Below are 23,090 nucleotides of genomic sequence, written 5' to 3' on the forward strand. Positions count from 1 at the left end.
GGGCTACGCCACCGCCGCGGCGGCGGACCGATCAGGAGCGGCGGTGAGGCGGTGCTTGCGCCTGGGCAGGCCGAAGGTCGGGTGCGAGGTGGTCCACAGCGACATCCTCAGGATGACCGCCTTGATCCGCGCGGCCTTCCGGCCGCCCAGGTACGTGGGCTTCGCCTGCGCGTGGTCGTCGACCATCTGCAGGATCCCGTCCCGCCGCCCGAGACTGATGTGGTTGCCCACGTGCTCCAGCTTGGTGTTCGCGATCTTGCGGCCGGTCAGGCGTCCCGCGATCGCGGCCGTGGCCTGCATGCCGGTGTAGCCGGCCGAAGCGCACGACATCGGCAACGGGCGGCCGTTGTCGCCGACGGCGTAGGCGCTGTCGCCCACGGCGTAGACGTTCGGGTGCGAGACCGACCGCATGGTGCGATCGACGACGATCCGACCGCTCTCCGTGACCTCCAGCCCGCTGACGGCGGCGATGGGGCTGACCGCGAACCCGGCCGTCCACACGGTCGCGTCGGACGCCAGGACGGTCCCGTCGGCGCACAGCACCCGCGTCGCTTCGACGGCCTCGACGCCGGTGTACTCCAGGACGGTGATGCCCAGCCGGTCGCAGGCCCGGCGCAGGTGGCTGCGGGCTCCGGCGGAGAGCGTGGCGCCCAGCTCACCGCGGGCGACCAGCGTCACCGAGAGGCCCGGCCGGGATTCGGCGATCTCGGTGGCGGTCTCGATGCCGGTCAACCCGTCGCCGACGACCAGCACACCCCCGCCTTCGCCCCGCCGGTCCAGGCTGTCCAGGCGCTCGCGCAGCCGCAGCGCCGAGGGCCGGGTGGCGACGTCGAAGGCGTGCTCGGCCACGCCGGGGAGCCGGTGGTCGTCGCCGTGGCTGCCGAGCGCGTAGAGAAGCGTGTCGTAGCCGAGCTCGCCGCCGCCGTCGCCGTCGGCCACGGCGACGACCTGGCGCTCGGGGTCGACAGCGGTGACACGGGCCAGACGCAGCCGGATCTCCGTGCCCGCAAAGACGTCGGCGAGCCGCGGAGCCTCGATCTCCTGTCCGGCCGCGAGCTGGTGCAGCCGCAGCCGCTGGACGAAGTCCGGCTCGGCATTGACCACAATGATCTCGGTGTCCGCCGGGGACAGCCGGCGGGCCAGGGTCCCGGCCACATAGGCCCCGGCATAGCCGGCGCCGAGGACGACGATGCGGTGCTTCATGTCATTCTCCTGTCGGTTCGCTTGCCTCCGGCGGATTGAGCGGGACAGCGACCCGATCCCTGACAGAAATCGAATGTGATGTGGGCCACATGGCGATAGGGTCATGGCGAAGCCGGCTCCCCGGAGGTTGCCCTCCTGCCGACGCAGCCCGGAACGGCAGCCGGCCGACGGAGAGGGCACGGCCCGGGCCGGTCTGCGGCCACGAGCGACGACAGCTCCTCAAATGCGCTGCCAGGCAGCGCATTTCGGCTATTCCTTGATGCGGTACTGGCGTACCCTTAACACCTGGTGTGCCGGGAAGTCTGGTCGGCGGTCAGGTACGCACGGGCACGTCCGTGCGCCGGCCCTCGCCCGAAAGGCATCCCTCATGACCGCCATACGGCAGCCTGCCGCGTCGGCTCCGAGCCCGGGGTCCACCGCCCGTCGCGGACCGCGCCGCTCGGTCCTCTTCTTCGCATTCGCCTTCGCCGTGATCGCCGACCCCGTCTCCTCCGTTGCCTACGCCATCGAGGCCGCGCTGCGGGCGCTGCACGGGGACCTCGCCCTGCTCCTGCCGACCATGTCCCTGGTGGTGGGCCTTGTGGTGGTCGTGACCGCGAACTACTGGCAGCTCGTGCGCCGGTTCCCCAAGGGTGGGGGTGCGGCGGCCGCCGCCGGGCGGGCGTTCGGGGCGCGCTGGACCTTCGTGCCGATCGGCGCGCTCGTCGTCGACTTCGTCCTGACCATCGGGATCTCCATCGCGGCCGCCGCCAGCGCCGTGATCGCCCTCTTCCCGGGCCTCGCCGGCTGGCGGATCCCGCTCGCCCTGGTCCTGCTGCTCGTGGTGGCCGGGCTGACCTGGTTCGGGCACGGCGGACGTCTGCTGTTCGCCGTGATGACCGTGCTCTTCGTGCTGGTGTCCGTGGCGGTCCTCGTGCAGGGCTTCGTCAACCCGCACAGCACGGGTGCGGCGCCCGCCTCCACCGACCCGGGTCGCTCGGCGGCGCTCGCCGTGGTCCTCGCCTTCCCCGTGGCCATGGCCCTGGCCACCGGAGTCGAGGCCCCCTCCACCGCCATCGCTCAGCTCGGCCAGCTCGACGACACCCACCGCCGCCGCTTCGGGCGCGGCACACTCGCCCTGGTGGTGGTCATCGTCGGCGGGCTCACCCTCGGGCTGACCGCGCTCGCCGTGCGCCTGCACATCGGCATCCCCGGCGAAGACTCCACCCAGATCGCGGACATCGCCCAGGCTGCCACAGGATCCGGCTGGCTCTACGGAGCGTTCCAGCTCACCAGCTCCCTGCTCCTCCTGGCCGCCGCCAGCTCCTCCTTCCAGGCCGGTCCCGGCCTGCTCAAAGCGCTGGCCGGGACCGCGGACCGACCCGGCGTACTCCCGTCGTTCCTCGGCCGGGTCAACCGGCACCACGCCCCGTACTGGTCCGTGGTGGTCTACCTGGCGGCGGCCGCCGTGATCATCGCGGCCTCAGCCGGCGAGGAGCAGGAGCTGGTGCTCTTCTACGCGGTTGCCGTGTTTGTCAGCTTCCTCGTCGGCCTGCTGGCCATGGCCAGCTTCGCCCGCGCCGAGTCCAAGCCCGCCCTGGCCTGGGTCAATGGGCTGGCCGCCGCGGCGGTGGCCTTCACGCTCGCGGTGAATCTGCTCCGCGGCTGGCCCGTCCTCTCCCTCGCCGCCACGCTCCTCATCGCCGGGGTGTTCTACCTCCGCTGGGTCCGGGCCGGCCGCCCCTCCGGCATCGAGGACATCGAGGCCCGCGCCGAGGCGGCCTGACGACCGGCGGGGCGTCGCGCAGTCCGGTTCGAGCCCGCGGCGGAGTGCTGCGACCCGGCAGTTCGACGGGTGATCAGTTCCAGCAGGCGGAGAACGGCCGGGTCCGCCTCCGGGCGCCGTACGGCGACCACGGTCGGCTGCAGGTACGTCGACTCACCCCGCAGCCGGACGAAGGTGACGCCGGGATGAGGAAGTCCCGCAGCCGTTCGGGCAGGAGGCTGACGCACAGTCCTGAGGCGACGTAGCTGAACAGGCCGGTGAGATCGTCGGCCTCTGCGCGGGCGCGGGGTGTGAAGCCCGCCTGATGGCAGGAGAGTTGGGCCTACTGGACCGCGGGCGACGACCGGCTTCGTAAGCGATCTCCGCGTCCGGGGCCGCCTGTAGGCTGACCCGAGCGAAGACGACCTGCGTGCGGAGGGCCCATGACCGACCTCGTCCGCGGGACGCCCCGGCTGGTGCGCGCCATCAACGACCGGGCCGCGCTCCATCTTCTGCTCCGTCGGGGCCCGCTCACCCGCCCCGAGATCAGCAAGCTCACCGGCCTCTCCAAGCCCACCGTCTCCCAGGTCCTCGCGCGTCTCGAGGTGGCCGGTCTGGTCGTCACCAACGGTGTCAGGACCGGACTGCCCGGCCGTGTCCCGGAGACGTACCGGATCGCACCGACCTCGGCGTACGTCGCGGCTGTCGACGTCACCCCGGAGTGGATGGCCGTCCGGACCGCCGACATCACCGGGACGGTCCTCGGCGAGACCGAGGTCCCCACGCCGACCACGAAGGAACCGGGGGTGCTGCTCGGCGCTCTGCGTACGGCTCTGGCCGGCCTGCCCACCCCGGAGCCGCCGCGACGCGTCGTCATCGGTGTGCAGGGAGCCATCGACCCGACGACCGGCCGGATCGAGTACGCCAGCGAGGAGGACATGGCCGGCTGGCTGATCCCCGACGTCGAGCGCGTCCTCAGCGAGGGTCTTGGCCTCCAGGCCGTCGTCGAGAACGACGTGAACCTCGCCGCCGTCGCCGAGCAGGCCCACGCGGCCGCCGACTGCCCCGACTTCGTGCTGCTCTGGGCCGACGAGGGACTCGGCGCCGCGCTCGTCATCGGCGGGCGCCTGCACCGAGGCTTCTTCGGCGGCGCGGGAGAGGTCGGCTATCTGCCGCTCCCCGGCGCGGCCACCGCCCGCGACGCCGGCCACTACGGCTGCCACGGCTATCAGGAGCTGGCGGGCGGCGACGCGGTACTCGACCTGCTGCGCTCCTACGGGGTGCCGGGCACCGACTTCCCGGACGCGGTCGTGGAGGCCGTACGGCTGGCCACCGAGGGCTCGGGCCGGGCGGCCGAGGCGGCGGAGGCGGGCCTGCGTGTGGTGGCGGCACGGCTCGCGATGGGCCTGGCGTCCATCGTGACGGTCCTCGACCCGGGGCTCGTGGTGCTTGCGGGCCGGCTGAGCGCGGCGGGCGGCGAGCACCTGCGCGCACTCGTCGCCCGGGAACTGCGTGTCCTCTCCCACTCCCGCGCACCGATCCGGCTCTCGGCGGTGGAGGGGAACCCGGTGCTGAGCGGTGCCCTCGAACTGGCGCTGGCGGCGGCCCGCGAGGAGGTCTTCGGCGCGACGGTGCCGGCCGCGGTGGAGGGGTGACTCCCGCGGGGCCGGCCCGGTCGCGCCGTCTCAGCGGGTGACAGTGATATTGGTGAGCCCCCAGGTCGCACGGGTCACGGTGTTGCCGGCGTGCACGACGTTCGATTGCCGGAACACTGCGACGTCGACGTGATCTTGATGGCGCAGGAGCCGACCCCGCCGAGGTCGGAGCGGTTGTCACGCCAGACGTTGCCACAGCCGTTCTGGAAGGACGGCGTGGTGGAGGGGTTGTGGGTCTCGTAGCCGTTGGCGAAGGTTCCGGGCAAGGCGAACGTAGGCGCAGGCGGCCTCCCATTCGAGCCGGACCCGGGAGATCGTGTGGGTGGCGCCGAGGTCGACGGTGATCCACTGCGGGTCGACGCCCTCCTCGCCGGCCCAGCGGGTTGCGGTGTCCCCGTGGATGGCCAGGGCCGGTTCGAAGCCTGAGGCCTCGACGGAGGAGGCGGCCGCCGTGCGCACCGGGGTGCCGCCCCCGCCGGACGCGGTCATGAAGGAGAGCGTGCTGCTCGGTCCGGAGGTGTTTCCTGCGGCGTCACGAGTGCGGACGGCGTAGGAGTACGCCGTGGACGCGGAAAGACCCGAGTCGGTGTACGAGGTCCCGGTCGCGGTCCGGACGAGCGAGCCGCCCCGGAACACGTCGTACGTGGGGAACAGGGATGGGGCGGCGTCGGTGCGGGTGGCGTTCACGCCGGCGTTCGGTGGGGCGCTGTAGTCCGCGTTCTCGTTGCCGGCCCAGTCCGGGATGGTGGTCCCGCCCTGGACGAGGTGCTGGTACGCCGACGGGTTCGAGGCCGCGCTGCCGAACTGGTAGACGCGCTGCTTGTCGGGGTAGTACGGCTGGAAGGCGCCGCCGGCGGTGGTCTGCTTGCTCATATCGTTGCAGAAGAAGAGGTTCTGCGGGCCGGTAGCCCCGGACCGCTTCACGGCCTTGGGGCCGGCGCCCCACCAGATGGGCCACCAGGTCGAGCTGCCGGGTCCGCCGCCGCCCTTCTCACCGCAGTTGGCTCGGCAGTTCTGCGAGGAGTTGGCGTGGCCGACCGCGACCTTGTTGTTCTCGAAGAGGTTGCGGAGTTCCCAGCCGCCGTGGAGGTTCAGGTCGCTGTCGAAGTCGTTGCCGATGGCGACGTTGTTCGACGCTGACCACTGGAAGGTGAAGTGGCGCAGGTTCCGACTGGTGTTGTACGCGGAGAGGGAGTCCCAGACGCGTGAGCCGCCGAAGTGTCCGTTGCCGCCCTTGCCCTTGTTCCAGGAGCGCTCGAAGGAGGACTCCTGGACCTGGATGTTCTTGGCGCTCTGGGTGACGACGACGTGCGAGCCGGTCAGTTTGGTGCCGACGCGCCGGATCCAGACGTTCGCCGCCCACTTGAGGGCGATGCCGTGCTGCTGGTACTCGGGGGCGATGTTGACGAAGTTGGCCTTGGCGTCGGCCTCGGTGACGCTGTAAGTACGCCGCCGAGCTTCGGCATGCCGTCGAGTTCCTGGGTGATGCTCAGGTCCTCGATGCCGACGCCCTGCACGACCTTGAGGGGGGTGACCCGGCTCGGTCAGACCGTGCCGCCGATGGCGGCGGAGCCGTCCGAGGTCGAGTTCAGGGGGAGGTCGTACTCGAGCGGCTTGTCGAGGGTGACGTTCCTGTTGGTGGTGTCCACGGCCGCGATCTGGAAGATCTGCCGGCGCATGTGGAGGTTGGTGTAGGCCGACGCGTCCGTGACGGTCTGCTGCTGGTAGAACTTCGTGGTGTTGGCCGCCCCGACCCAGAGGTAGCCGCCGGTCCTGAACCGGCGGCTCCGCCCCGGGTTCCGGCCTTGCTCCAGTCGGGGGGTCCGGCGACGGGGGCGCGGCGGTTCGCGCTGGTCAGGTCCGGGAGGGCGGCGGTGGCGCCGGTCGTGGCGGCGGCTTGGGCGAGTGTCGTGGTGGCGGCGGCCGGGGTGGGTGTCGCGGTGGCCGCCACAGGTGACGGAATGCGGCGAATCCGCCGAGGGCGATGGCGGCCACGACGGCTGCCGCCAGGGGGCCTCTTGCGGTGGACATCGGCAGTCCTTGGGATCGATGGGGGGAGGTGCCGGTCGACGCATCACGTTCGTTAGGAATATTTCCTAACTATGACTGGAAGGGTAGGGACGCCCGGGTGGTCACGCAAGACCCGAGGGCCGGAACCGTCGCGAAGGAGTGCGCAGATCAGTCCACGCGCTCTCAACGCCCCGTCAACTCCCGTTCTCAAAACTGGTCTTGCGCGGTGACCGAACGCCTGCGTACCGTCGACGCCCATCGGCGGGGTTAGGCAGCCTTCCTAACTGCCGCTCACCCCCCTGTGCCCGCACGCTCCGGCGGGCAGCGCGCCCACCGCTCACCGCTCCACCCACTCCCCGATCGGAAGGCACCCCCATGCGCGAAAACAGAAGGCTCTGGCAGGCGATCGCCGCCACCGGCCTCACCGGCGGCCTCGTCGCGGGCTTCGTCCAGCTCACCCCTGCCTCCGCCGTCGGCACGAACCTGGCCCTCGGCAAGACGGTGACGACCTCCTCGATCGAGGGCGCCGGCTTCGAGGGTGCCAAGGCCGTCGACGGCTCCACCGCCACCCGCTGGGCCAGCGTCGAGGGCCACGACCCCGAGTGGATCCAGATCGATCTGGGGTCCGTCACTCAGGTCGGCCAGGTGGTCCTGACCTGGGAGGCCGCATACGCGAAGGCGTACCGCATCGAGCTTTCCGACGACGGCACGACATGGCGGCAGGCCTACAGCACGACCAGCGGAAATGGCACCACCGACGACCTGGCGGTCAGCGGCTCCGGCCGCTACCTCCGCGTGTACGGCACCCAGCGCGGCACCACGTACGGCTACTCGCTCCTGGAGATCGAGGTCTACGGCCCGACCACCACCACCCCGACCCCGACCCCGACTTCCACCAGCAGCACCCCGCCCGTCACCGGCAACCTGCTCGCCGGGCGCCCGGTCACCACCTCCTCCGTCGAGACGGCCGGTTTCGAGGGCGCCAGGGCCGTCGACGGCTCCGCCACCACCCGCTGGGCGAGCGTCGAGGGCCACGACCCGGAGTGGATCCGGGTCGACATGGGCAGCGTCCAGCCCGTCGGCCGGGTCGTCCTCAAGTGGGAGGCCGCGTACGCCAAGGCGTACCGCGTCGAACTCTCCGACGACGGCACGACCTGGCGCGAGGCCTACAGCACCACCACCGGCAACGGCGCCACTGACGACCTGAACGTCAGCGGCTCCGGCCGCTACCTCCGCGTGTACGGCACCCAGCGCGGCACCGCGTTCGGCTACTCGCTGTGGGAGGCGGAGGCGTACGGCAGCGGCGGGCCGACCCCGACCCCCTCCCCCACCAACACCACGACCCCGCCGTCCAGCGGCACGAACCTCGACGACCCGGCCAAGAAGGATGTGGCCATGAAGCTCGTCTCCTCCTTCGAGAACTCCTCCCTGGACTGGCGGGCGCAGTTCTCCTACATCGAGGACATCAACGACGGACGCGGCTACACCGCCGGCATCGTCGGCTTCTGCTCCGGCACCGGCGACATGCTGGACCTCGTCGAGCTCTACACCTCCAGGAAGCCCGGCAACCCGCTGGCGCCCTTCCTCCCGGCGCTGCGGAACGTCAACGGCACCGACTCGCACGCCGGTCTGGGCACCGCCTTCGAGAACGCCTGGCGCCAGGCCGCGCAGGACGCCGTCTTCCGTCAGACGCAGGAGGACGAGCGCGACCGGGTGTACTTCAACCCGGCCGTGAGCCAGGCGAAGACAGACGGCCTCAAGGCCCTCGGCCAGTTCGCCTACTACGACGCCGCCGTGATGCACGGCGAAGACGGCTTCCGGGCCATCCGCTCGCGTGCCGTCTCGCGGGCGAAGCCGCCGGCCCAGGGCGGCAACGAGACCACGTTCCTGAACGCCTTCCTCGACGAGCGCGAGGCCGAGATGCGCAAGGAGGAGGCACACAGCGACACCACACGGGTCAGCACCGCCCAGCGCAGGTTCCTCAACGAGGGCAACCTCCACCTGAACCTCCCGCTCTACTGGAGCGTCTACGGCGAGGCGTTCTCCATAACTTCCTGACACCCCCTGGAGAATCCGTGCCTCACGGTGACGACCGGTTCGGGTGCCGGCGGGGCATGCCCGACCGCATGGTCCTCCACTCGCTCGTACGCGCCGGGCGACCTGGTCTCGTACGCCGGCCACACGTACACGGCCACGTACTACTCCACAGGAGCCGCGCCGAACGACGCGAGTTCCTGGGCCGTCTGGCGTGACGACGGCATCTAGCTGACACCCCGCCCGTGGCGCCGCCCCCGCGTTCCGCGTGCGGGGCGGCGCTCGGTCCATCCCGACGGCGATCACGGCGCGTCTCAGGCGGTCTCGTCCAGCGTGTCGGCGAGGCGGTTCAGGACGTGGGGCCATCCGTGGCCCATCCCGTCGAAGGCCGGGCGGCCCATCGCGTGCAAACGAGCCCGTGAACCGTTCGACTTGCTCCAGCGGAATGTCGGCGCGCGGTTGCCGGCGGATGCGACATGCCCGGCCTGGTCCAAGACCACGCCGGGCAGCCTGCGCGAACGGTGCCCCGGCCCCAGCTGACCGGAATGATCGGCCTCATGGGCAAGAGGCCGGCCCCCGGATCATCGCTGGGTAAGCAGAGGGCCGTGGGTGCCGGTCCGAGGGTCAAGCCCTCTTCCTGAAGACGAGCACCTCAGTGGAGGCGACACCCATGGGGGCCACGAAGCCCGCCTCCAGGCTGCAGCCGAGGGTCTCGAAGAGGTCCACACAGGTCTGGCGGGGCATGGTGGCCGGGTAGGAGTCGTGGCCGGGCCCGCCCTGCGTCGCCCACGTTCGCATCGTGGCCGGGTCCAGGCAGGTCTCGGTCATGACATCGAAGACGATCCGGCCTCCGGGTCGCGTGACCCGTGCCATCTCGAAGAAGTAGCGCGCGGCGCTGAGGAAGGTCACGGTGTTGAAGACCTTGTGGGCCTGGACGAGGTCGACACTGCCGTCGGGGGTCGGGGCGAGACTGGATCCAGCGGTCGGCTGGGCAATCACGCCGAACGTGTTCACGAGGTAGTCGGCCCACGGCGTCGCGGTCTCGTAGATCTCATAGCGGCCCGGCGAGCACTCCTTCATGGTCTTCTCCAGGTACCGGCCGGACCCGGGGCCGATCTCCAGCACCGTCTTCGGGTCGGCGGCGAAGACCTTCAATTCACGCAGTTCGTCGATGGTGGACTGGGTGGCGCCGGGCGTGCCGTTCATGACCTCGTCGATGTAGTCACCGACCGGCAGGCCGGCCGCACGGGCGGCCCGCATCGTCGCCTCGAAGGGGATGAAGTCGTCCACTCCGCCCCGGTTGTTGGTGCTCCGCACGATGTCGAATCCGATACGTGCCAGGAGCCGCTTGACCCCTGCCTTCACCGCCGACGTTCCCCGCTCTGCCGTGCTCATCGGTTGTTTCCCCCTCAGGTCGTGAAATCGCTGACACAGGCGCGCGATGGGTGACGGAGTCGATTGCCGCGCGGCTGCTGGTTCGCACACCGAGCCCGAGCGCCCGACATGGCCCGCTCTCCCCCACGAGACCGAGCGGTGCACGAGACCGCCCACTATGCCGCACTACCGACTGGTTCATTCTCCTTTCCTCTCAATCCAGTTGGCCCCATTCGTCCGCCTCGGCCGACAGCGCTGGGTAGGCCGTCGGGTGATCCGCTCGCAGATGATCGGTCTCCGCGCTTCAGGGCTTCACCGCCGAGGGCGAGGGGAAGGCGGTAGGGTCCTTCACTCCCGGGCCTTCGTGGGGAGCGAGGGGTAGCCGGTGCGCAGCGCGGCCCGGGGCGCCGACGACTACACGGCCGAACTCCTCGGCCAGGTCCTCGACGCCTCCGCCGATCGCACCAGCGCGCTGCTCCGCTTCGCCGGACAGCTCGCCCCGGAGGAGGTCGCAGCCCTGCGCGCCGCCCTGAACGCGAGTGAGGACTGGCGCTCGTGACGACGGCTCTGCTCGCCTACGCCGCCCTGCTCGGCTACGACGCCGACCGTCCTCTGGCCCGCTCCGCCCGGGCCGCCCACTCCCCCGGGCAGCGCTGCGGGTGTGGCACACCTGCGCCGTCTCCTTCCTGCTCACCATCGCCACGGTCCTGACCCTCGCCGCCCATGACGTGTGGGAGCACGGGGTCGTGTGGCTCTTCCACGCCGACAAGCTGCGGCTGCATGCCGCCTACGCCGGCGACCGGCACATCGACGCCGTCTCGGACGGAGCGGCCGTGCTGCTCCTCGCGGGCACGGTCGCGCTCGCCGCCCACGCCGCCCGGCAGGCCCGGGACACGCGGCGCGTCCGTCGGCGCCACCACCTCGTCATGGACGCGACCGCCGATCCCGGCCGGGCTCCCTCGACGGCGTCCACATCCTCGACGACCCGGCGCCCGCCGCCTTCTGCCCCCCGGCGCGGGCGACGAGGCCCGCGTGGTCCTCACCCGAGGGGCGCTGCGCCTCCTCACCGAAAACCAGATCGGGGCGACCATCAGCCACGAACGCGCCCACCTGCGCCAGGGCCACCACCGGGCGATCCTCATGGGCGACACCGCCATCGCCGCGATCGGCTGGAGCGGAGCCCTCCGCAACTACCCGTCCCAGGTCCGACGGCTCGCCGAGATGGCCGCCGACGACGAGGCCGCCGGCGCCCATGGCGGACGTACAGTCGCCTCCGCCCTCCTGGAGATGTGCAGCGTCCCGCCCCGCACCGGTCCCCTGGCCGGCCCCGCCGCGACCGGCGGCGAGCCCTCAGAACGGATCCGCCGCCTCATCGCCCGGCCGTCCGCCGCACGCCAGCCCGCTGTCCGGCAATCGGCCGGGCGGACAGCGAACGTGCGCGGCCATGACAGCGCGCAGGAACCACCGATACGCCATCGCCTTCGCGCGCGCCGGGGCAGCGCCTGGCAGTGCGCGACGATCGGACTGCGAACGCGGTGTTCGACCCCTTCAAGGCGGATGAGTCGTTCTTCCTCAACATGCGGTTCGCTCCGGACGGAACCGCTCTGCCGCTGTAGGACGCACGGCCCGCGCACCGACACACACTCATGGCCCAGGCCGACAACCAGCTGCGGACGATCACGGACCGGCGCCTCCTTCGCGACCAGGCGGACACACCACTGTGGGGGTGTCAGCGGGTGGCGAGCCGGTCCAGTAGTGCCGTACTCCGAGCCAGCAGTGCCCGTTCCTCGTCCGTCAGTTCGGCCTCGATGGCCTGCGCGAGCCAGCCGGCCCTGCGGCCGCGCTCCGCTTCGAGTGCGGTCCGGCCCGCGTCCGTCAGTTCGACGAGCGACTTGCGGCCGTCCGTGGGGTGTGGCCGACGTGTGATCAGGTCCTGCTCCATGAGCAGTCCGACCGCCCGCGCCATCGACTGCGGGCGTACGCGCTGATCGGCGGCGAGGTCGCTCGTGGTCATGGGGCCGTTGCGGTCGAGGGCGCCGAGCACGGCGGCCTGACCCAGGGGGATGCGGTCCTCATGCTTGACGCGCCGGGTGAGCTTGCCCATGGCAGTGCGCAGGTCGGTGGCGATAGCGGCGGCTTCCGTGGAGGGCATAGCGCACCTTACCCCGGTGCCTGCATCACTGTGCCGCTGACCTGCACAGCATTACTGCACAGCCAAACTGCACAGCAAAACTGATCAGCATTGCTGTAGTGTTTCGCAACGTCGGGCCCAGCGCCAACGCTGTCGCAGCCGGGGCCCTGGCACACGGCAACGGGAAGGACCTCCCATGTCCGCACAGGCAGTCGCCCCCCTCGACTCCGAAGCCACCACCATCCAGACCGTCACCGCCCGCCGGATCATCGACAGCCGCGGCAACCCCACAGTCGAGGTCGACGTCGTCCTGGCGGACGGCTCCCTGGGGCGCGCGGCCGTCCCCTCCGGCGCCTCCACCGGCGCCCGGGAGGCCGTGGAACTGCGCGACGGGGACGCGGCACGCTGGCACGGCAAGGGGGTCGACCAGGCGGTGGCCCACGTCAGCAGGGAGATCGCAGCGTCCGTACGCGGCCGTGATGCGGTGGACCAGGAGGGTCTCGACTCCGCGCTGGTCTCCCTCGACGGCACCCCCACGAAGTCCCGGCTCGGCGCCAACGCGATCCTCGGCGTCTCCCTCGCCACCGCCAAGGCGGCCGCTGCTGCCCACCGTCAGCCTCTCTACCGCTACCTCGGCGGCGCCGACGCCCATCTCCTGCCGCTGCCGATGATGAACATCGTCAACGGCGGCGCCCACGCCGACAATCCGCTGGACTTCCAGGAGTTCATGATCGCGCCGGTCGGAGCGGACACCTTCGCCGAGGCCGTCCGCATGGGCAGCGAGGTGTTCCACACCCTGCGCCGTGACCTGCTGGCTGCCGGATACTCCACCGGCGTCGGCGACGAGGGCGGCTTCGCGCCGGCGCTGCGCACCGCCGAGGAGGCACTCGACTTCGTCGTGACCGCCATCGAGCGCACCGACTACCGCCCCGGCACGGACATCGGCCTGGTCATGGACCCTGCGTCGTCGGAGTTCTTCCGCGACGGGGTGTACGACTACGCCGGCGAGGGGGTGCGCCGCACCCCCTCCGAGAACGCCGACTACCTCGCCAAGCTCATCGACGCCTACCCGATCGTCTCCATCGAGGACCCGATGGCGGAGAACGACCTGGACGGCTGGCGGGAGCTGACCGCCCGCGTCGGCGACCGCTGCCAGCTCACCGGCGACGACGTGTTCTGCACGAACGAGACGCTGCTGCGCGAGGGCATCCGTACCGGCGTCGGCAACTCGGTCCTGATCAAGGTCAACCAGATCGGGACCCTGACCGAGGCGCTGGCCACCGTGGACACGGCCCACCGGGCGGGCTGGACGGCCGTCATGTCGCACCGCTCGGGCGAGACGGAGGACACCACCATCGCGGACCTGGCGGTGGCGACCGGCTGCGGCCAGATCAAGACCGGCTCGCTCTCCCGCTCCGACCGCACCGCGAAGTACAACCAACTCATCCGCATCGAAGAGGAACTGGGCGACACTGCCCGCTACGCCGGCCGCTCCGCACTCCGTAGGGCGTAGACAGCGGGCAGAGGTGAGGCATGAGCGGGCCCTCGCTCACGTTTTTCGAGGACCGGCCCGCTCACACGCCGGCACGAAGTCTCTTCCCGGCAGGTCACCCCACCCGGATCCGGGCGACGCCCACGAGATCAACGCGTGCGCATGGGGCTGCATGCCGGATCGAAATCGTGTGGCAGAGGCTGATCGAGCGGGTGGTGGGCCTCGACGAGGCCGCGGCGCTGCTGCCTGGCTTCAACCGGGCCTCCCCCGCCGGGATGACGGTGATCGATCCGCTCCACGGCTGAATCCACGGCGGACGCGGCCGGGGCGGCGGGCGTGGCGTCGGGATTTGGACGGGTTGTCGGGTGATGATGCCGCAGTGCGACTTGATCATGTGTCCTATGCGGTGGCCCGCGACAGCTTCGTCTCGACCGTCCAGCGGATCGGATCGGCCCTCGGCGCCGGGTTCGTCGACGGGGGTGTGCACCCGCGATTCGGCACCCGCAATTTCATTCTCCCGCTGAGCGGCGGCACCTACGTCGAGGTCGTCACCACACTCGACCACCCCGCCGCCGACCGCGCACCCTTCGGCCAGGCGGTCGCGCGCCGCGCCGCCGAGGGCGGCGGCTGGCTCGGTTGGGTGGTCTCCGTCGACGACATCACCCCAGTCGAGGCCCGCCTCGGCCGCACTTCGACCGAGGGCCACCGTGTCCGCCCCGACGGGTTCGACCTGAGGTGGAAGCAGATCGGCCTGCTGGAGCTACTGGAGGACCCGCAACTGCCCTATTTCCTTCAGTGGTTGGTCCCCAGCGAGGAGCGCCCGAGCGCCGACCCGCGCACCTCCACCACCATCCACGGAGTCTCCATCGCCGGCGACGCCGCCTCCATCGCCGAATTCCTCGGCGAACCGGCCGACCACCCCCTCGACCAGATTGACGTCACCTGGGTCGAAGATGAGGAACCGGGCCTGGTCTCGGTCGAGTTCGCCACCGCCCACGGCCCGGTCACGATCTGAGCAGGGCCCGACTGCCCCGCGGGAGCAGCCGGCTGGGGTCTCCTGGCCAGCGCGTGTCTCTTTGACGGGAGGCGCGTCGCGGCGGACGATTCGGGACCTCCCGGACGCCAGCCGGGCAGCCGGGCAACGGGGCAGCCGGGCAGCCGGGCAGCCGGGCAGCCGGAGGTGCATCGGCGACGGCTGGTGGCTGAATACGCTCGGAGTTACGCGGGTCAGGCCGCCCGTACGCCCAAGACGGAGTCCGGCCCCCGGCAGGGAGCCGGGACCGGACAACTGGTGCGATGTCCACGGGCAGCATCGTACGGAGTGCAGAGGTTGGGCCTTGGGCGCTTCACGTAGTCCGGGCACAAGGTCCAAAGCCCTCCCCTTCCGCACCCGGACGCTTCACCCGGTCGGCGTAGTCCGCCTGGGGCGGCCGCAGGCGCCAGGCATGCTCATCGAGGACGTGGCCACGTCGCGGTGCGTCAATGCCGGCAGGACGGCCGGACGCGGAGCAGCTCGGTCCGCAGGACGGGTGTGCCGTCGACCGGTGCCGGGTTCTCCGCGGTCGGCTCGATGCCTGCGGCGGCGATTTTGTCGAGTGTCGTCAGGCCGTCGGGGCCGACCGTGCCGAACACCGTGTAGTTCGGTCGCAGTGCGGAGGCGCCGTAGACGACGAAGAACTGTGAGCCGTTCGTGTTCGGACCGGCGTTGGCCATCGCCAGCAGGCCGCGCCCGTAGAGGCGGCGCGTGCCGGTGGGATCGGTGGGTGCGGGCGGCAGGTCCACCGGCAGCTCGTCCTTGTACTTGTACCCGGGGCCGCCCTCACCGGTACCGGTCGGGTCGCCGCACTGCAGGACCTTCAGCGTCGGATACGCCGTCAGACGGTGGCACACCGTACGGTCGTAGAACCCGTGCCGTGCCAGGTGCAGGAAACTCTGCACCGTGCACGGCGCCTTGGCCCGGTCCAAGTGCAGCAGGAGCGAGCCCTGGCTGGTCGGAACTGCCATGTCCACCGTGCCACGAGTGGGGGTGCGCCGCGGGTCGGGCGGCAGCGGAACAGGCCGCGCCGGCGGCTCGTCCGGGGTCTGCGTGTACTGGCAAGGGCCGTGCGTGGTGCGTGGCGGAGCGCTGTCGGAAGCGGTGGCGACACTCCCCCCGGACACGACTAACGCCACGGCCGCGAATGCGCTGATCAGTGCTCGTTTCATCTTGCACGCCCTCCCGATGATCTCCAGGTCTTGGAGCGGTCGCAGTCTAGGGCGTGGTGTGGTCTGCGGGAGTGGAAGTTCCGGCCGATCAGCGTGACCACAGGCCAATGCTTCAGGAAGACACGCCCTTGGCCGTGCCAGGACAATGGGATCCGCTGCGTGGACGCCGACCATCAGGACTGCTGCCTCCGCCAACTGCGGGCGCTCTTCCCGCACTTCGCGCGCATGCTTATCGTCTTTTCCATGGCCAACGGGGTGTACCACACCAAGTACGGCATCACGATCAATCTGACCTTCGAGGACTTGGGCCACCCGGACCGCCCTGGGCTGCTGGAAGAAATCACCCAGCCCGTCGGGGAGCGCGACCGTGATCTTCTGCAGTGCCTGACCGACTACCAGGGCGGCGATTGCCGGTGCGCACTTGCCGACAAGACGCCGTGGATGTTCGTACGTCGGCAGCGCCGCGCCGGCCGTGTCGTGTGGGTGGCCGCACACTTACCGCTGACGCACGCCGCGACGCCCGAGGAGAGCGACAAGCACAAGGCCATGAAGGAGCGCATAGCCCGCTCCGCCTTCCGTCACGGACTCGACGTCCAGGTCGAGGCGCGGTCGTCGGACGGCCGGATCGTCACCGACGTCCTGGTGTCGGGTGCCGGCGGACGGGTGGGGTGGGAGGCGCAGTACTCCCCTATCAGTGCGAGCCGAGTGCGGCGGCGCTCCGGGCGAGCCCGGGAGAACGGCATAGCGCCCCTCTGGGTGACCGGCGACGCGTCGTCGGAGATCATCGATCGCGCACCGTGGACGAGGGTGGAGGCTCGGCGGTGTTTCCGGGGACTCGCCCGTCCGCATCCCCGGCCCGGAGTGTCATGTGTGGGTCGTGAGGGATTCGAGGAGGGTCCAGTGCGCGGTGTCCCAGCGGTCGAAGGCCCGTACGAGGGCATCGAGGCGTCGGGGGTCGGGATGTCGCTCCCGAGCACCCGCCAGAAAGCTGCGCGTGAGCCGTGAACGGTCGACGTACTCCACGAGCGTCACGAACGCCGTCCGGGCGCCGGACTCGCTCAGGAGGGGCAGGGCGTCAGGACGCAGATCGGCCACCGGGAGCGGCAGCAGCCCGGTCGCCAGGTCGCCGAGCGACTTCAGCCACGCGTCGTCGGGTGCCGTGTCGAGGAGCACTTTCCGGATCGCCGGCCGAAGCTCGGGGTTGTCCCCGCGCAGCGCCGGCAGGGCTTCGGGCGGGATCGGGCCCTTGCGGGCCTTCGCGCCGAGCTTCCGTCTGGCGATACGTCCCGCGAGGCTGCCGAGGACGTCGTGCGAGCGTACGGCGTCGGAATCGCCGGGGCCCGTCGCGCGCGCCCGCTCGGCGAGTTCCTCGAGGTCCCTCGCCACATCGTCGAAGCCCCGGTCGCACGTGAGCCGTCCGAAGGCCCTCATGACCTCGGGGTCCGGGACGAGCAGGCCCGCGACGTCCGGGAAGAGCGCTCCCCTCCGGCGCCGGGGCTGCCACCAGGCACCGGTGAGGGCGAGCACGGTGTACTGGCGCAACTGGTCGACGGGGAACCCCGGGGAGGGCCGGTTGCCCCGGTTGGGGCGGGAGTGAAGCCTCGTGTCCGACGCCGCGTGGCCGGTCGCCACCCCTCCGAGTGCGGTCAAGAAGGTCCTGAGCATGTCGTCGGCCTGAGAGGCGCGAACGGTCTGAGCGCTCTGAGCGCTCTGAGCGGTCTGAGCGGTCTGAGCCGTCTGAGTGGTCTGAGCGGTCTGAGCGGTCTGAGCGGTCTGAGCGGTCTGAGCGGTCTGAGCGACATCCTCGGGCGACTCGGGGTGGAGCAAGCGCTGTCGTGCCCGGTCGTCGTCCGACACGATGAGGTTCACGAACTCGTGGCGACCCGTCGGACGGAGGTCCCCGGCAAGGGCCTGCTCCGCGAAGTCGTCCCACCGGGCACTCTCGCAGAACGCCTGGGCGAGCCATCCCGGTCGCGTGACCGACTGCGGCCACGGACGGTCGAGGAAGAGGTCGACGGCCGCTTCCGGCTCCCCGATGTCGACGAACGACGAACCGCTGCCCTTGACGTGGCGTGCCCAGAGACCGTCGGGGAGCAGCGTGGCATGTCCAGGCTCCAGCCGATCGCCGCGCAGCAGCCGGAGCTGGGCCTCGACGGCCGGGGCCAGGTCGGAGACGCTCTCTCCGAGTTCGCGCGCGAATCGGAGGTGGTAGTCCCACCCTGCCGGGGACGGGCCGTACGCGTCCTGCTCGTCGACGGCCGGAGACAGGTGTTCCGTCTCCAGCATCAGCCGGTGGTAGTAGGCCTCGACGTTCTCCGTCGTCGCCGGTTCCGTGACATCGACGGCCTGCGGGTGGTACCAGGCGGCCGCACGCTTGTGGATGGTCCGGACCACTTCGTGTACGCGGGGGTCGCCGGACATGAGGGCGAGCATCGCGCGCCGCACTTCGGGCAGGTGCTGCAGGCTGCCGTCGCTCGCCTGCCGCACCAGCCAGATCTCGTCGGCGAGCCGGTCGACGAGGCGGGTCGCTTCGGCCGTCGTCATCTCCGGGAATCCACACGGCTCGGCCAGCACGTCCTTGACGATCTCCGGTGTGACGCGGCGCAGGAGCAGGCCCGGGTGAGCGAGCGCCCGCACCCGTGCGTCGATGTGATCGAGGAACCGGTCGTACAGCACCGCGCGCCGCAGGTCCTCGTCCAGCCCCGGGCTCATGGCACCGCCGGCGAGGAAACCCTCGCGTTCCTTCCCGTCGAGGCGGCCGAGGAAGCGCGCCGCGACACGCAGGGTGAGTGGGTTGCCGCCGACGTGGGCGGCGAGCCGGGGCGCGGCATCCTTTCCCACGCCGAGCCGGAGCAGGAGTTCCGTGGCGGAGGCGGCGTCCAGCTCGCCGAGCTCGATGCTCTCACCGGGGAGGAGGGAGAACCTCGACCGTCCCGACACCACGACGCGCAGACCGGAGAGCCCCATGGACGAGCGGAGCTTGTCGAGCCACTCGGCCATGATGCCCTCGGGATCGTTCCACGTGGACCGCGGGCCGGCGAACGGCCGTGCTCGCTGCCATTCCTCGAAGGTGTCGAGGACGAGCAGCACCGGCTCGCCGCCTCGGGGCGAGTCCTTCAGCAGGCCGCCGACTCTCCACTCCAGGGAGGAGGAGCTGCGGACCCCCCTCTCGACGTACGAGGCCGGGTTCCAGCCCAGTTCCCTGCGGCCGAGCCGGGACCGTGTTTCCGTCGCCCTCGCCTCGGCCAGGCCGCCGGCGAGTTCGGGCCAGGCGGCCTCCAGTTGACGTGTGACGTCGAAGCTCAGCTCGACCCCGGCGTCCGGGCGGAACGCGACGCGGTCGAGGTCGATCACGATCACTGCGGGCGCGCTCGCGCCCCTCAGCGGTGACGCGAGTCGGGGCCGCACGACATCAGCGAGGAGCGTCGACTTCCCGGATCCCCCGATACCGCTCAGCGTCAGGATGGGGACGCCTTCGCCGGGCGGCGGCGCCGGAGCTTCGATGAAGGCCTCGAGCCGGGCGCGCTCGCGGCTGCGCCCGACGACTCCATGGGCCAACAGACCCGCGTAGCTCGCGAGGATCGACTCGACATGGGCCAGTGCGGACGCGCGCGCGAGGACCGGGCCGACGTCCTTGGCGCTCTCCGCCCACAGGAGCGCCTGCACCACGTCGGCGGTCGAGGCCTCACCGACGACGTGGTCGGGGAGCCGGGCGGCACCGGGGTCGGCATGGAGGCTTTCGCCGAGGAGCCTGCGCAGCACGTGACCGGCCGGGTCCGTCTCCACGTGTGCGGCCCGCCGCAGCGCATCGGCGAGCCCGGCCTCGGTGGAGGCGAGCTGTTCCAGCGTGCCGGCCCGGTGTGCGGAGCGCATCGTCCACGTCATCCGCCCGTCGACGACGGCTCGGTCGAATTCGGCCGCGATCCCGCCGAGCAGCTCGGCGCGGCGGTTCGTATCGGTCTGTCCCTCGATGAGGTCTACGGGTCGCACGGCGCCGCTCACAGCGGCGACCTCCCGGATCGCCTCGACGTCCGTCCGGCCGGTGGCGGCCTCGGTGTGCGTGCTCGGCTTCGGGGCGAGGCTCCGGGCGAACGCGGCGATCTCCGCGGTCGGCCGTGCGGCCCACGCCTCCCTGAGGGCCTGCGCGACCTGCGGCTCGACCACAGGTCGTCCGGTGTCGCCCGACTGCGGCTCGTTCACTGTGCACCACCGCGCTCCGCCAACACGGCACTGAGCAGGGGACCGACGACGCCCGCCACGACGGAGCGCGCGCGTTCCGCGATCCGATAGGGGCACGCACCGGGCATCGCCCGCTCGGCGTCGCCCAGGGCGTCTTCGACCATGGGCACGACGACCGCGAGGAGCTCCGGCGACGGGGCCGGCGGGACGACGGTGCGCGCGATGTCCTCGGCCGTCGGCGCTACGAGGTAGTCGATGCTCGCCTCGAATCCGCTCGGGAGGGTCTCCAGCCACCCGGCCAGTACGAGGCGGACACCGGGCGACTGCGGCAGGTCGATGACGAGCCGGCGCACGAGGTCCACGACCGCGGCCGAGGGACGTTCGGCCGTACTGTCGAAGCCTTCGAGGACGAGCCACGCCCCGCCCGTCCCCGCCATCTCCTCGAGCGCCTCGGCCAGGGCGGGCGCGGTGCGGCTGCGCACCTCGTGCTGACGCGTGGTGAGCCCGGACGGCGGTCTCGCACCGGTGTCGGCGGCGAAGGCGCCCGCCACCTTCTCGGCGAAGGAAGCGGCGTCGTCACGCTGGCAGTTCGCGACGTCGACCGCCGCGTACACCCCGGAGAAGCGGGTGACGACGGCACGGACGAGGTGCTTCGTGAACCGGAGGCCGTACCCCGGCTCCCCGATGACCGCGATGAGGCGGTCCGACGCGGTGGCGTCGGGGGACAGGCTGCGATGGATCCGCTCCAGCGTCCCGAGTCGGCCGATGACCACGCGGGTCACCGGGTTTCCCTGCTCATCGGACTTCTCGACCGTCTGGACGAGCGGCGCGCTCTCGGGAACCTCCAGCGATCGGATCCTGGACGACCACGGCAGCATGGGGACGGCGCGGTTGGAGGCCTCACCGGACTCGAACCGACCCGGCTTGCCCGCCTGATGGAGGCCGACGACCCGGAATTCCGCGTCGAAGACCGGGGCACCCGACGAGCCCTCGGACGTGTTCGCGGAGTGCAGGAGCCGCACGGGCGGATCTCCGAGGGGCTTGTCGACCTTCCCGACCGACCACAGCATGGGGAGGGCTCTGCCCGCGCCGTCATCGGGGTGGTGCAGCACGTGGATCTGGAACGGATGGAGAGGGATGGACTTGCACGGGGGCATCGGGTGGAACGGGCGCTCCTCGGCCAGTCTCAGGATCGCGAGATCCCAGGGCCCCTCCGCATCGATGCCGTCGACGCTGTCGACGACGAAGCCGGTGCCGGCGACTTCCTGGGCGGCCGGGGGGCTGTAGTAAGCGAGCCAGGAGGCCGCGAGCGGTGCCGTCGTCCCCGTCAGCAGCGTGGGCGCCTCCGCGTCTTCGAGCAGGTCCGTCACGTCCCCGAACGTCACGTGGATGCGTCTCGTCGAGTCCTTGCGCGGTACGGGGCGTCCCGGGCCCGCCTCGTCGACGAGGGGCTCCACCACGTGGGCGGCGGTCGCGACCAGGGCCGGGGCGACGAGGACACCGGTTCCGTGCCCCCCGTCGACGTCGACGTGGCACACGAGGTCGGAGACGAGGAGGAGGCGCCGCGCAGCCACGCGGACATCGACGGGAGTGTAGGCGGCCGAGTGGAAGGACTGGAGCGAGACGAAGCGCTCGAACAACTCCCGCCGGATGTCGGCCCCTTCGTCGGTGATCAGTTCCGCCTTGGCCAGGGCGGCCTGGAAGGCGACGAGCTTCCCCCGGCCCAGCGCGTTGGCGAGCGCACTGGGCACGTAGTCCTCGGGATCCTCGTAGTCGACGCTGCGGATGCCGAGTTGGCCCAGGATGGCTCGGATCCGCGGGATGTCGCACTTGATGGATTTCGCCATCTTGATGATGCCCGGATCCCAGGAGAGCGGCACGGGCTTCACCACCCCGGTATGACGGCAGCCAGTTGGGGCGTCGCCCCTTCGAGGCCGTAGGCCCAGTTCACCCGGTCGGGCACCCCGGCGAAGTGGAGCCCGAGCACCATGCGGCCCTGGGCCTCGAGGTCGACGACGAGCGAGCCGGAACTGCCGCCCAGCGTGCTGGCGTCATGGCTGATGATCCAGCGCCTGGCATCGTCCACCACCTCACCCCGCCCCTCGGTGAGCACTCCGGGGGTAAGGCGCTTCACACCCTTGACCCCGGCGAACAGTTCGGCGAACACGTCCGGCGTCGTCGACGCGGGGCTGCCGGGGAAGCCGACGAGGTAGATCCTGCGCCCTCGGGAGGCGAGTGCTCCCCGCGTTGCCGGATCGTCGCCTCGGGCCACCTCGACGGGGGTGGGGAACTGCCGCCCCGGCACCCGGTCGAGTTCGAGCACGGCCATGTCGAGGCCGTCGAAGTTGACGCCGCGGACGGTGGGGTGAGCGTGCTCGGGAGCCCCCGAACGGCCCACGCCCAGCACCCGGCGGATCAGAAACGAGCGGTTCGCCGGCCCGCCGCCGACCTCCGCCCCGAAGTCGACCGCCACACCGGGGGCGAGCGTTCCGGTGAACGCGCCGTCGGTACGGGACGGATGCGTGGAGATGGCCTCCAGGACGTGGTAGTTCGTCACGACGACACCGTCGTCGATCGCCCACGCCGTGCCCTGGTAGCCGAGGGGTGAGCGGGGGTCGTTCACCCGGCCGACCGCCTGGCAGACGTTGCGGACCTCGGCCTTGACCCGCGACAGGGATGCCGCCCACTTCGCCGCCGCCGGCGCCAGGACGTCGAAGAAGTCGTCTTCGACGAACATCACCGGGCGCGACCCGTCACTGTGGACGACGGCCTCCAGCCTCGCCTCGTCGTGCAGGTCGAACCGGGCATCGCCGCCGTGGTCGACGACCTCCCGCAGCGCGTGCTCGGCGCCGCGCATCAGCCGCTCCAGGGCCTCGGGATCGGCTCGCTCCCCCAGACGCTCCTCCAGCCATCCGATGTCGTCGGACAGCCCTGCGATCAGGCGTTCGGGGTCCAGGGGACTCGGCGCGCCGCCCTCGGCGGCGCCCTCGAGCCCTCCGCGCGACGACCCGCCGAGAAGCTGCTCGTAGGCGGTGCCGTCAGACATGACGTCCTCCCGCTCGG

General features: G+C 71.2%; 18 protein-coding genes and 2 pseudogenes. 11 read left to right on the plus strand and 9 right to left on the minus strand.

The window, feature by feature from the left end; translation table 11 throughout:
- Window positions 1–3 precede the first annotated feature (3 nt).
- Complete coding sequence (locus tag AC07AW_RS17380; protein ID WP_478816330.1) at window positions 4–1,203, minus strand: NAD(P)/FAD-dependent oxidoreductase; 1,200 nt, start codon at window positions 1,201–1,203, stop codon at window positions 4–6.
- 367 nt (window positions 1,204–1,570) lie between these two features.
- Here AC07AW_RS17380 and AC07AW_RS17385 point away from each other — a divergent pair, with 367 nt between their 5' ends.
- Both AC07AW_RS17385 and AC07AW_RS17390 read left to right on the plus strand, forming a co-directional pair.
- Window positions 1,571–2,968 (plus strand): APC family permease, encoded by a 1,398-nt coding sequence (locus tag AC07AW_RS17385; RefSeq protein WP_478816331.1) that lies wholly within the window; start codon window positions 1,571–1,573, stop codon window positions 2,966–2,968.
- 422 nt (window positions 2,969–3,390) lie between these two features.
- Window positions 3,391–4,602, plus strand: a complete 1,212-nt coding sequence (locus AC07AW_RS17390; protein ID WP_478816332.1) for an ROK family transcriptional regulator — start codon at window positions 3,391–3,393, stop codon at window positions 4,600–4,602.
- Between the two features lie 177 nt (window positions 4,603–4,779).
- Here AC07AW_RS17390 and AC07AW_RS17395 read toward each other — a convergent pair whose 3' ends face one another.
- Entirely contained in the window at window positions 4,780–5,475 is a 696-nt protein-coding gene (locus AC07AW_RS17395) for a discoidin domain-containing protein (protein ID WP_478816333.1), read from the minus strand.
- A 4-nt stretch (window positions 5,476–5,479) separates the two neighbouring features.
- On the opposite strand from AC07AW_RS17395, the gene AC07AW_RS17400 reads away from it, so the two are divergent.
- Window positions 5,480–6,046 carry a hypothetical protein gene (locus tag AC07AW_RS17400; RefSeq protein WP_478816334.1) on the plus strand — a complete coding sequence of 189 codons (567 nt, stop codon included), beginning with the start codon at window positions 5,480–5,482 and terminating at the stop codon, window positions 6,044–6,046.
- A 100-nt stretch (window positions 6,047–6,146) separates the two neighbouring features.
- Here AC07AW_RS17400 and AC07AW_RS17405 read toward each other — a convergent pair whose 3' ends face one another.
- Window positions 6,147–6,281: a hypothetical protein gene (locus AC07AW_RS17405; protein ID WP_478816335.1), complete on the minus strand. Its 135-nt coding sequence runs from the start codon at window positions 6,279–6,281 to the stop codon at window positions 6,147–6,149.
- 706 nt (window positions 6,282–6,987) lie between these two features.
- Here AC07AW_RS17405 and AC07AW_RS17410 point away from each other — a divergent pair.
- The 3 genes and pseudogenes from AC07AW_RS17410 to AC07AW_RS17420 all read left to right on the plus strand — a co-directional run.
- Window positions 6,988–7,440 (plus strand): annotated as a pseudogene (locus tag AC07AW_RS17410) (discoidin domain-containing protein); the annotation flags it as partial.
- 96 nt (window positions 7,441–7,536) lie between these two features.
- Entirely contained in the window at window positions 7,537–8,670 is a 1,134-nt protein-coding gene (locus tag AC07AW_RS17415; protein WP_478816890.1) for a chitosanase, read from the plus strand.
- A 27-nt stretch (window positions 8,671–8,697) separates the two neighbouring features.
- Window positions 8,698–8,877, plus strand: coding sequence for a carbohydrate-binding protein (locus AC07AW_RS17420; RefSeq protein WP_478816336.1), 180 nt, complete (start codon window positions 8,698–8,700; stop codon window positions 8,875–8,877).
- Window positions 8,878–8,960: 83 nt separating this feature from the next.
- On the opposite strand, the gene AC07AW_RS17425 is transcribed toward AC07AW_RS17420, so the two are convergent.
- Both AC07AW_RS17425 and AC07AW_RS17430 read right to left on the minus strand, forming a co-directional pair.
- Window positions 8,961–9,146, minus strand: coding sequence for a hypothetical protein (locus tag AC07AW_RS17425; RefSeq protein ID WP_478816337.1), 186 nt, complete (start codon window positions 9,144–9,146; stop codon window positions 8,961–8,963).
- A 124-nt stretch (window positions 9,147–9,270) separates the two neighbouring features.
- Window positions 9,271–10,041 (minus strand): methyltransferase domain-containing protein, encoded by a 771-nt coding sequence (locus AC07AW_RS17430; RefSeq protein WP_478816338.1) that lies wholly within the window; start codon window positions 10,039–10,041, stop codon window positions 9,271–9,273.
- A 364-nt stretch (window positions 10,042–10,405) separates the two neighbouring features.
- Here AC07AW_RS17430 and AC07AW_RS17435 point away from each other — a divergent pair, with 364 nt between their 5' ends.
- Together AC07AW_RS17435 and AC07AW_RS17440 are read left to right on the plus strand one after the other, a co-directional pair.
- Complete coding sequence (locus tag AC07AW_RS17435; RefSeq protein ID WP_478816339.1) at window positions 10,406–10,579, plus strand: hypothetical protein; 174 nt, start codon at window positions 10,406–10,408, stop codon at window positions 10,577–10,579.
- Window positions 10,580–10,800: 221 nt separating this feature from the next.
- A pseudogene (locus AC07AW_RS17440) lies at window positions 10,801–11,172 on the plus strand (M48 family metalloprotease); the annotation flags it as partial.
- A gap of 577 nt (window positions 11,173–11,749) precedes the next feature.
- On the opposite strand, the gene AC07AW_RS17445 reads toward AC07AW_RS17440, so the two are convergent.
- A complete protein-coding gene (locus tag AC07AW_RS17445; protein WP_478816340.1) occupies window positions 11,750–12,172 on the minus strand; it encodes a MarR family winged helix-turn-helix transcriptional regulator in 423 nt (140 codons plus the stop codon).
- Window positions 12,173–12,347: 175 nt separating this feature from the next.
- Between AC07AW_RS17445 and eno the strand changes: the two genes are divergently transcribed.
- Complete coding sequence (eno, locus tag AC07AW_RS17450; RefSeq protein ID WP_478816341.1) at window positions 12,348–13,664, plus strand: phosphopyruvate hydratase; 1,317 nt, start codon at window positions 12,348–12,350, stop codon at window positions 13,662–13,664.
- A gap of 358 nt (window positions 13,665–14,022) precedes the next feature.
- Window positions 14,023–14,658 (plus strand): VOC family protein, encoded by a 636-nt coding sequence (locus tag AC07AW_RS17455; RefSeq protein ID WP_478816342.1) that lies wholly within the window; start codon window positions 14,023–14,025, stop codon window positions 14,656–14,658.
- A 464-nt stretch (window positions 14,659–15,122) separates the two neighbouring features.
- Here the strand turns inward: AC07AW_RS17455 and AC07AW_RS17460 are convergent, their stop codons facing one another.
- Window positions 15,123–15,647 (minus strand): peptidylprolyl isomerase, encoded by a 525-nt coding sequence (locus AC07AW_RS17460; protein WP_478816343.1) that lies wholly within the window; start codon window positions 15,645–15,647, stop codon window positions 15,123–15,125.
- A gap of 360 nt (window positions 15,648–16,007) precedes the next feature.
- On the opposite strand from AC07AW_RS17460, the gene AC07AW_RS17465 reads away from it, so the two are divergent.
- Window positions 16,008–16,853: a competence protein CoiA family protein gene (locus AC07AW_RS17465; protein WP_478816344.1), complete on the plus strand. Its 846-nt coding sequence runs from the start codon at window positions 16,008–16,010 to the stop codon at window positions 16,851–16,853.
- Window positions 16,854–20,044: 3,191 nt separating this feature from the next.
- Here AC07AW_RS17465 and AC07AW_RS17470 read toward each other — a convergent pair.
- Both AC07AW_RS17470 and AC07AW_RS17475 read right to left on the minus strand, forming a co-directional pair.
- Window positions 20,045–21,907: a trypsin-like serine peptidase gene (locus AC07AW_RS17470; RefSeq protein WP_478816345.1), complete on the minus strand. Its 1,863-nt coding sequence runs from the start codon at window positions 21,905–21,907 to the stop codon at window positions 20,045–20,047.
- 5 nt (window positions 21,908–21,912) lie between these two features.
- Entirely contained in the window at window positions 21,913–23,073 is a 1,161-nt protein-coding gene (locus AC07AW_RS17475; RefSeq protein ID WP_478816346.1) for a trypsin-like serine peptidase, read from the minus strand.
- Window positions 23,074–23,090 lie beyond the last annotated feature (17 nt).

It is taken from the genome of Streptomyces sp. NPDC044003, assembly GCF_056435185.1.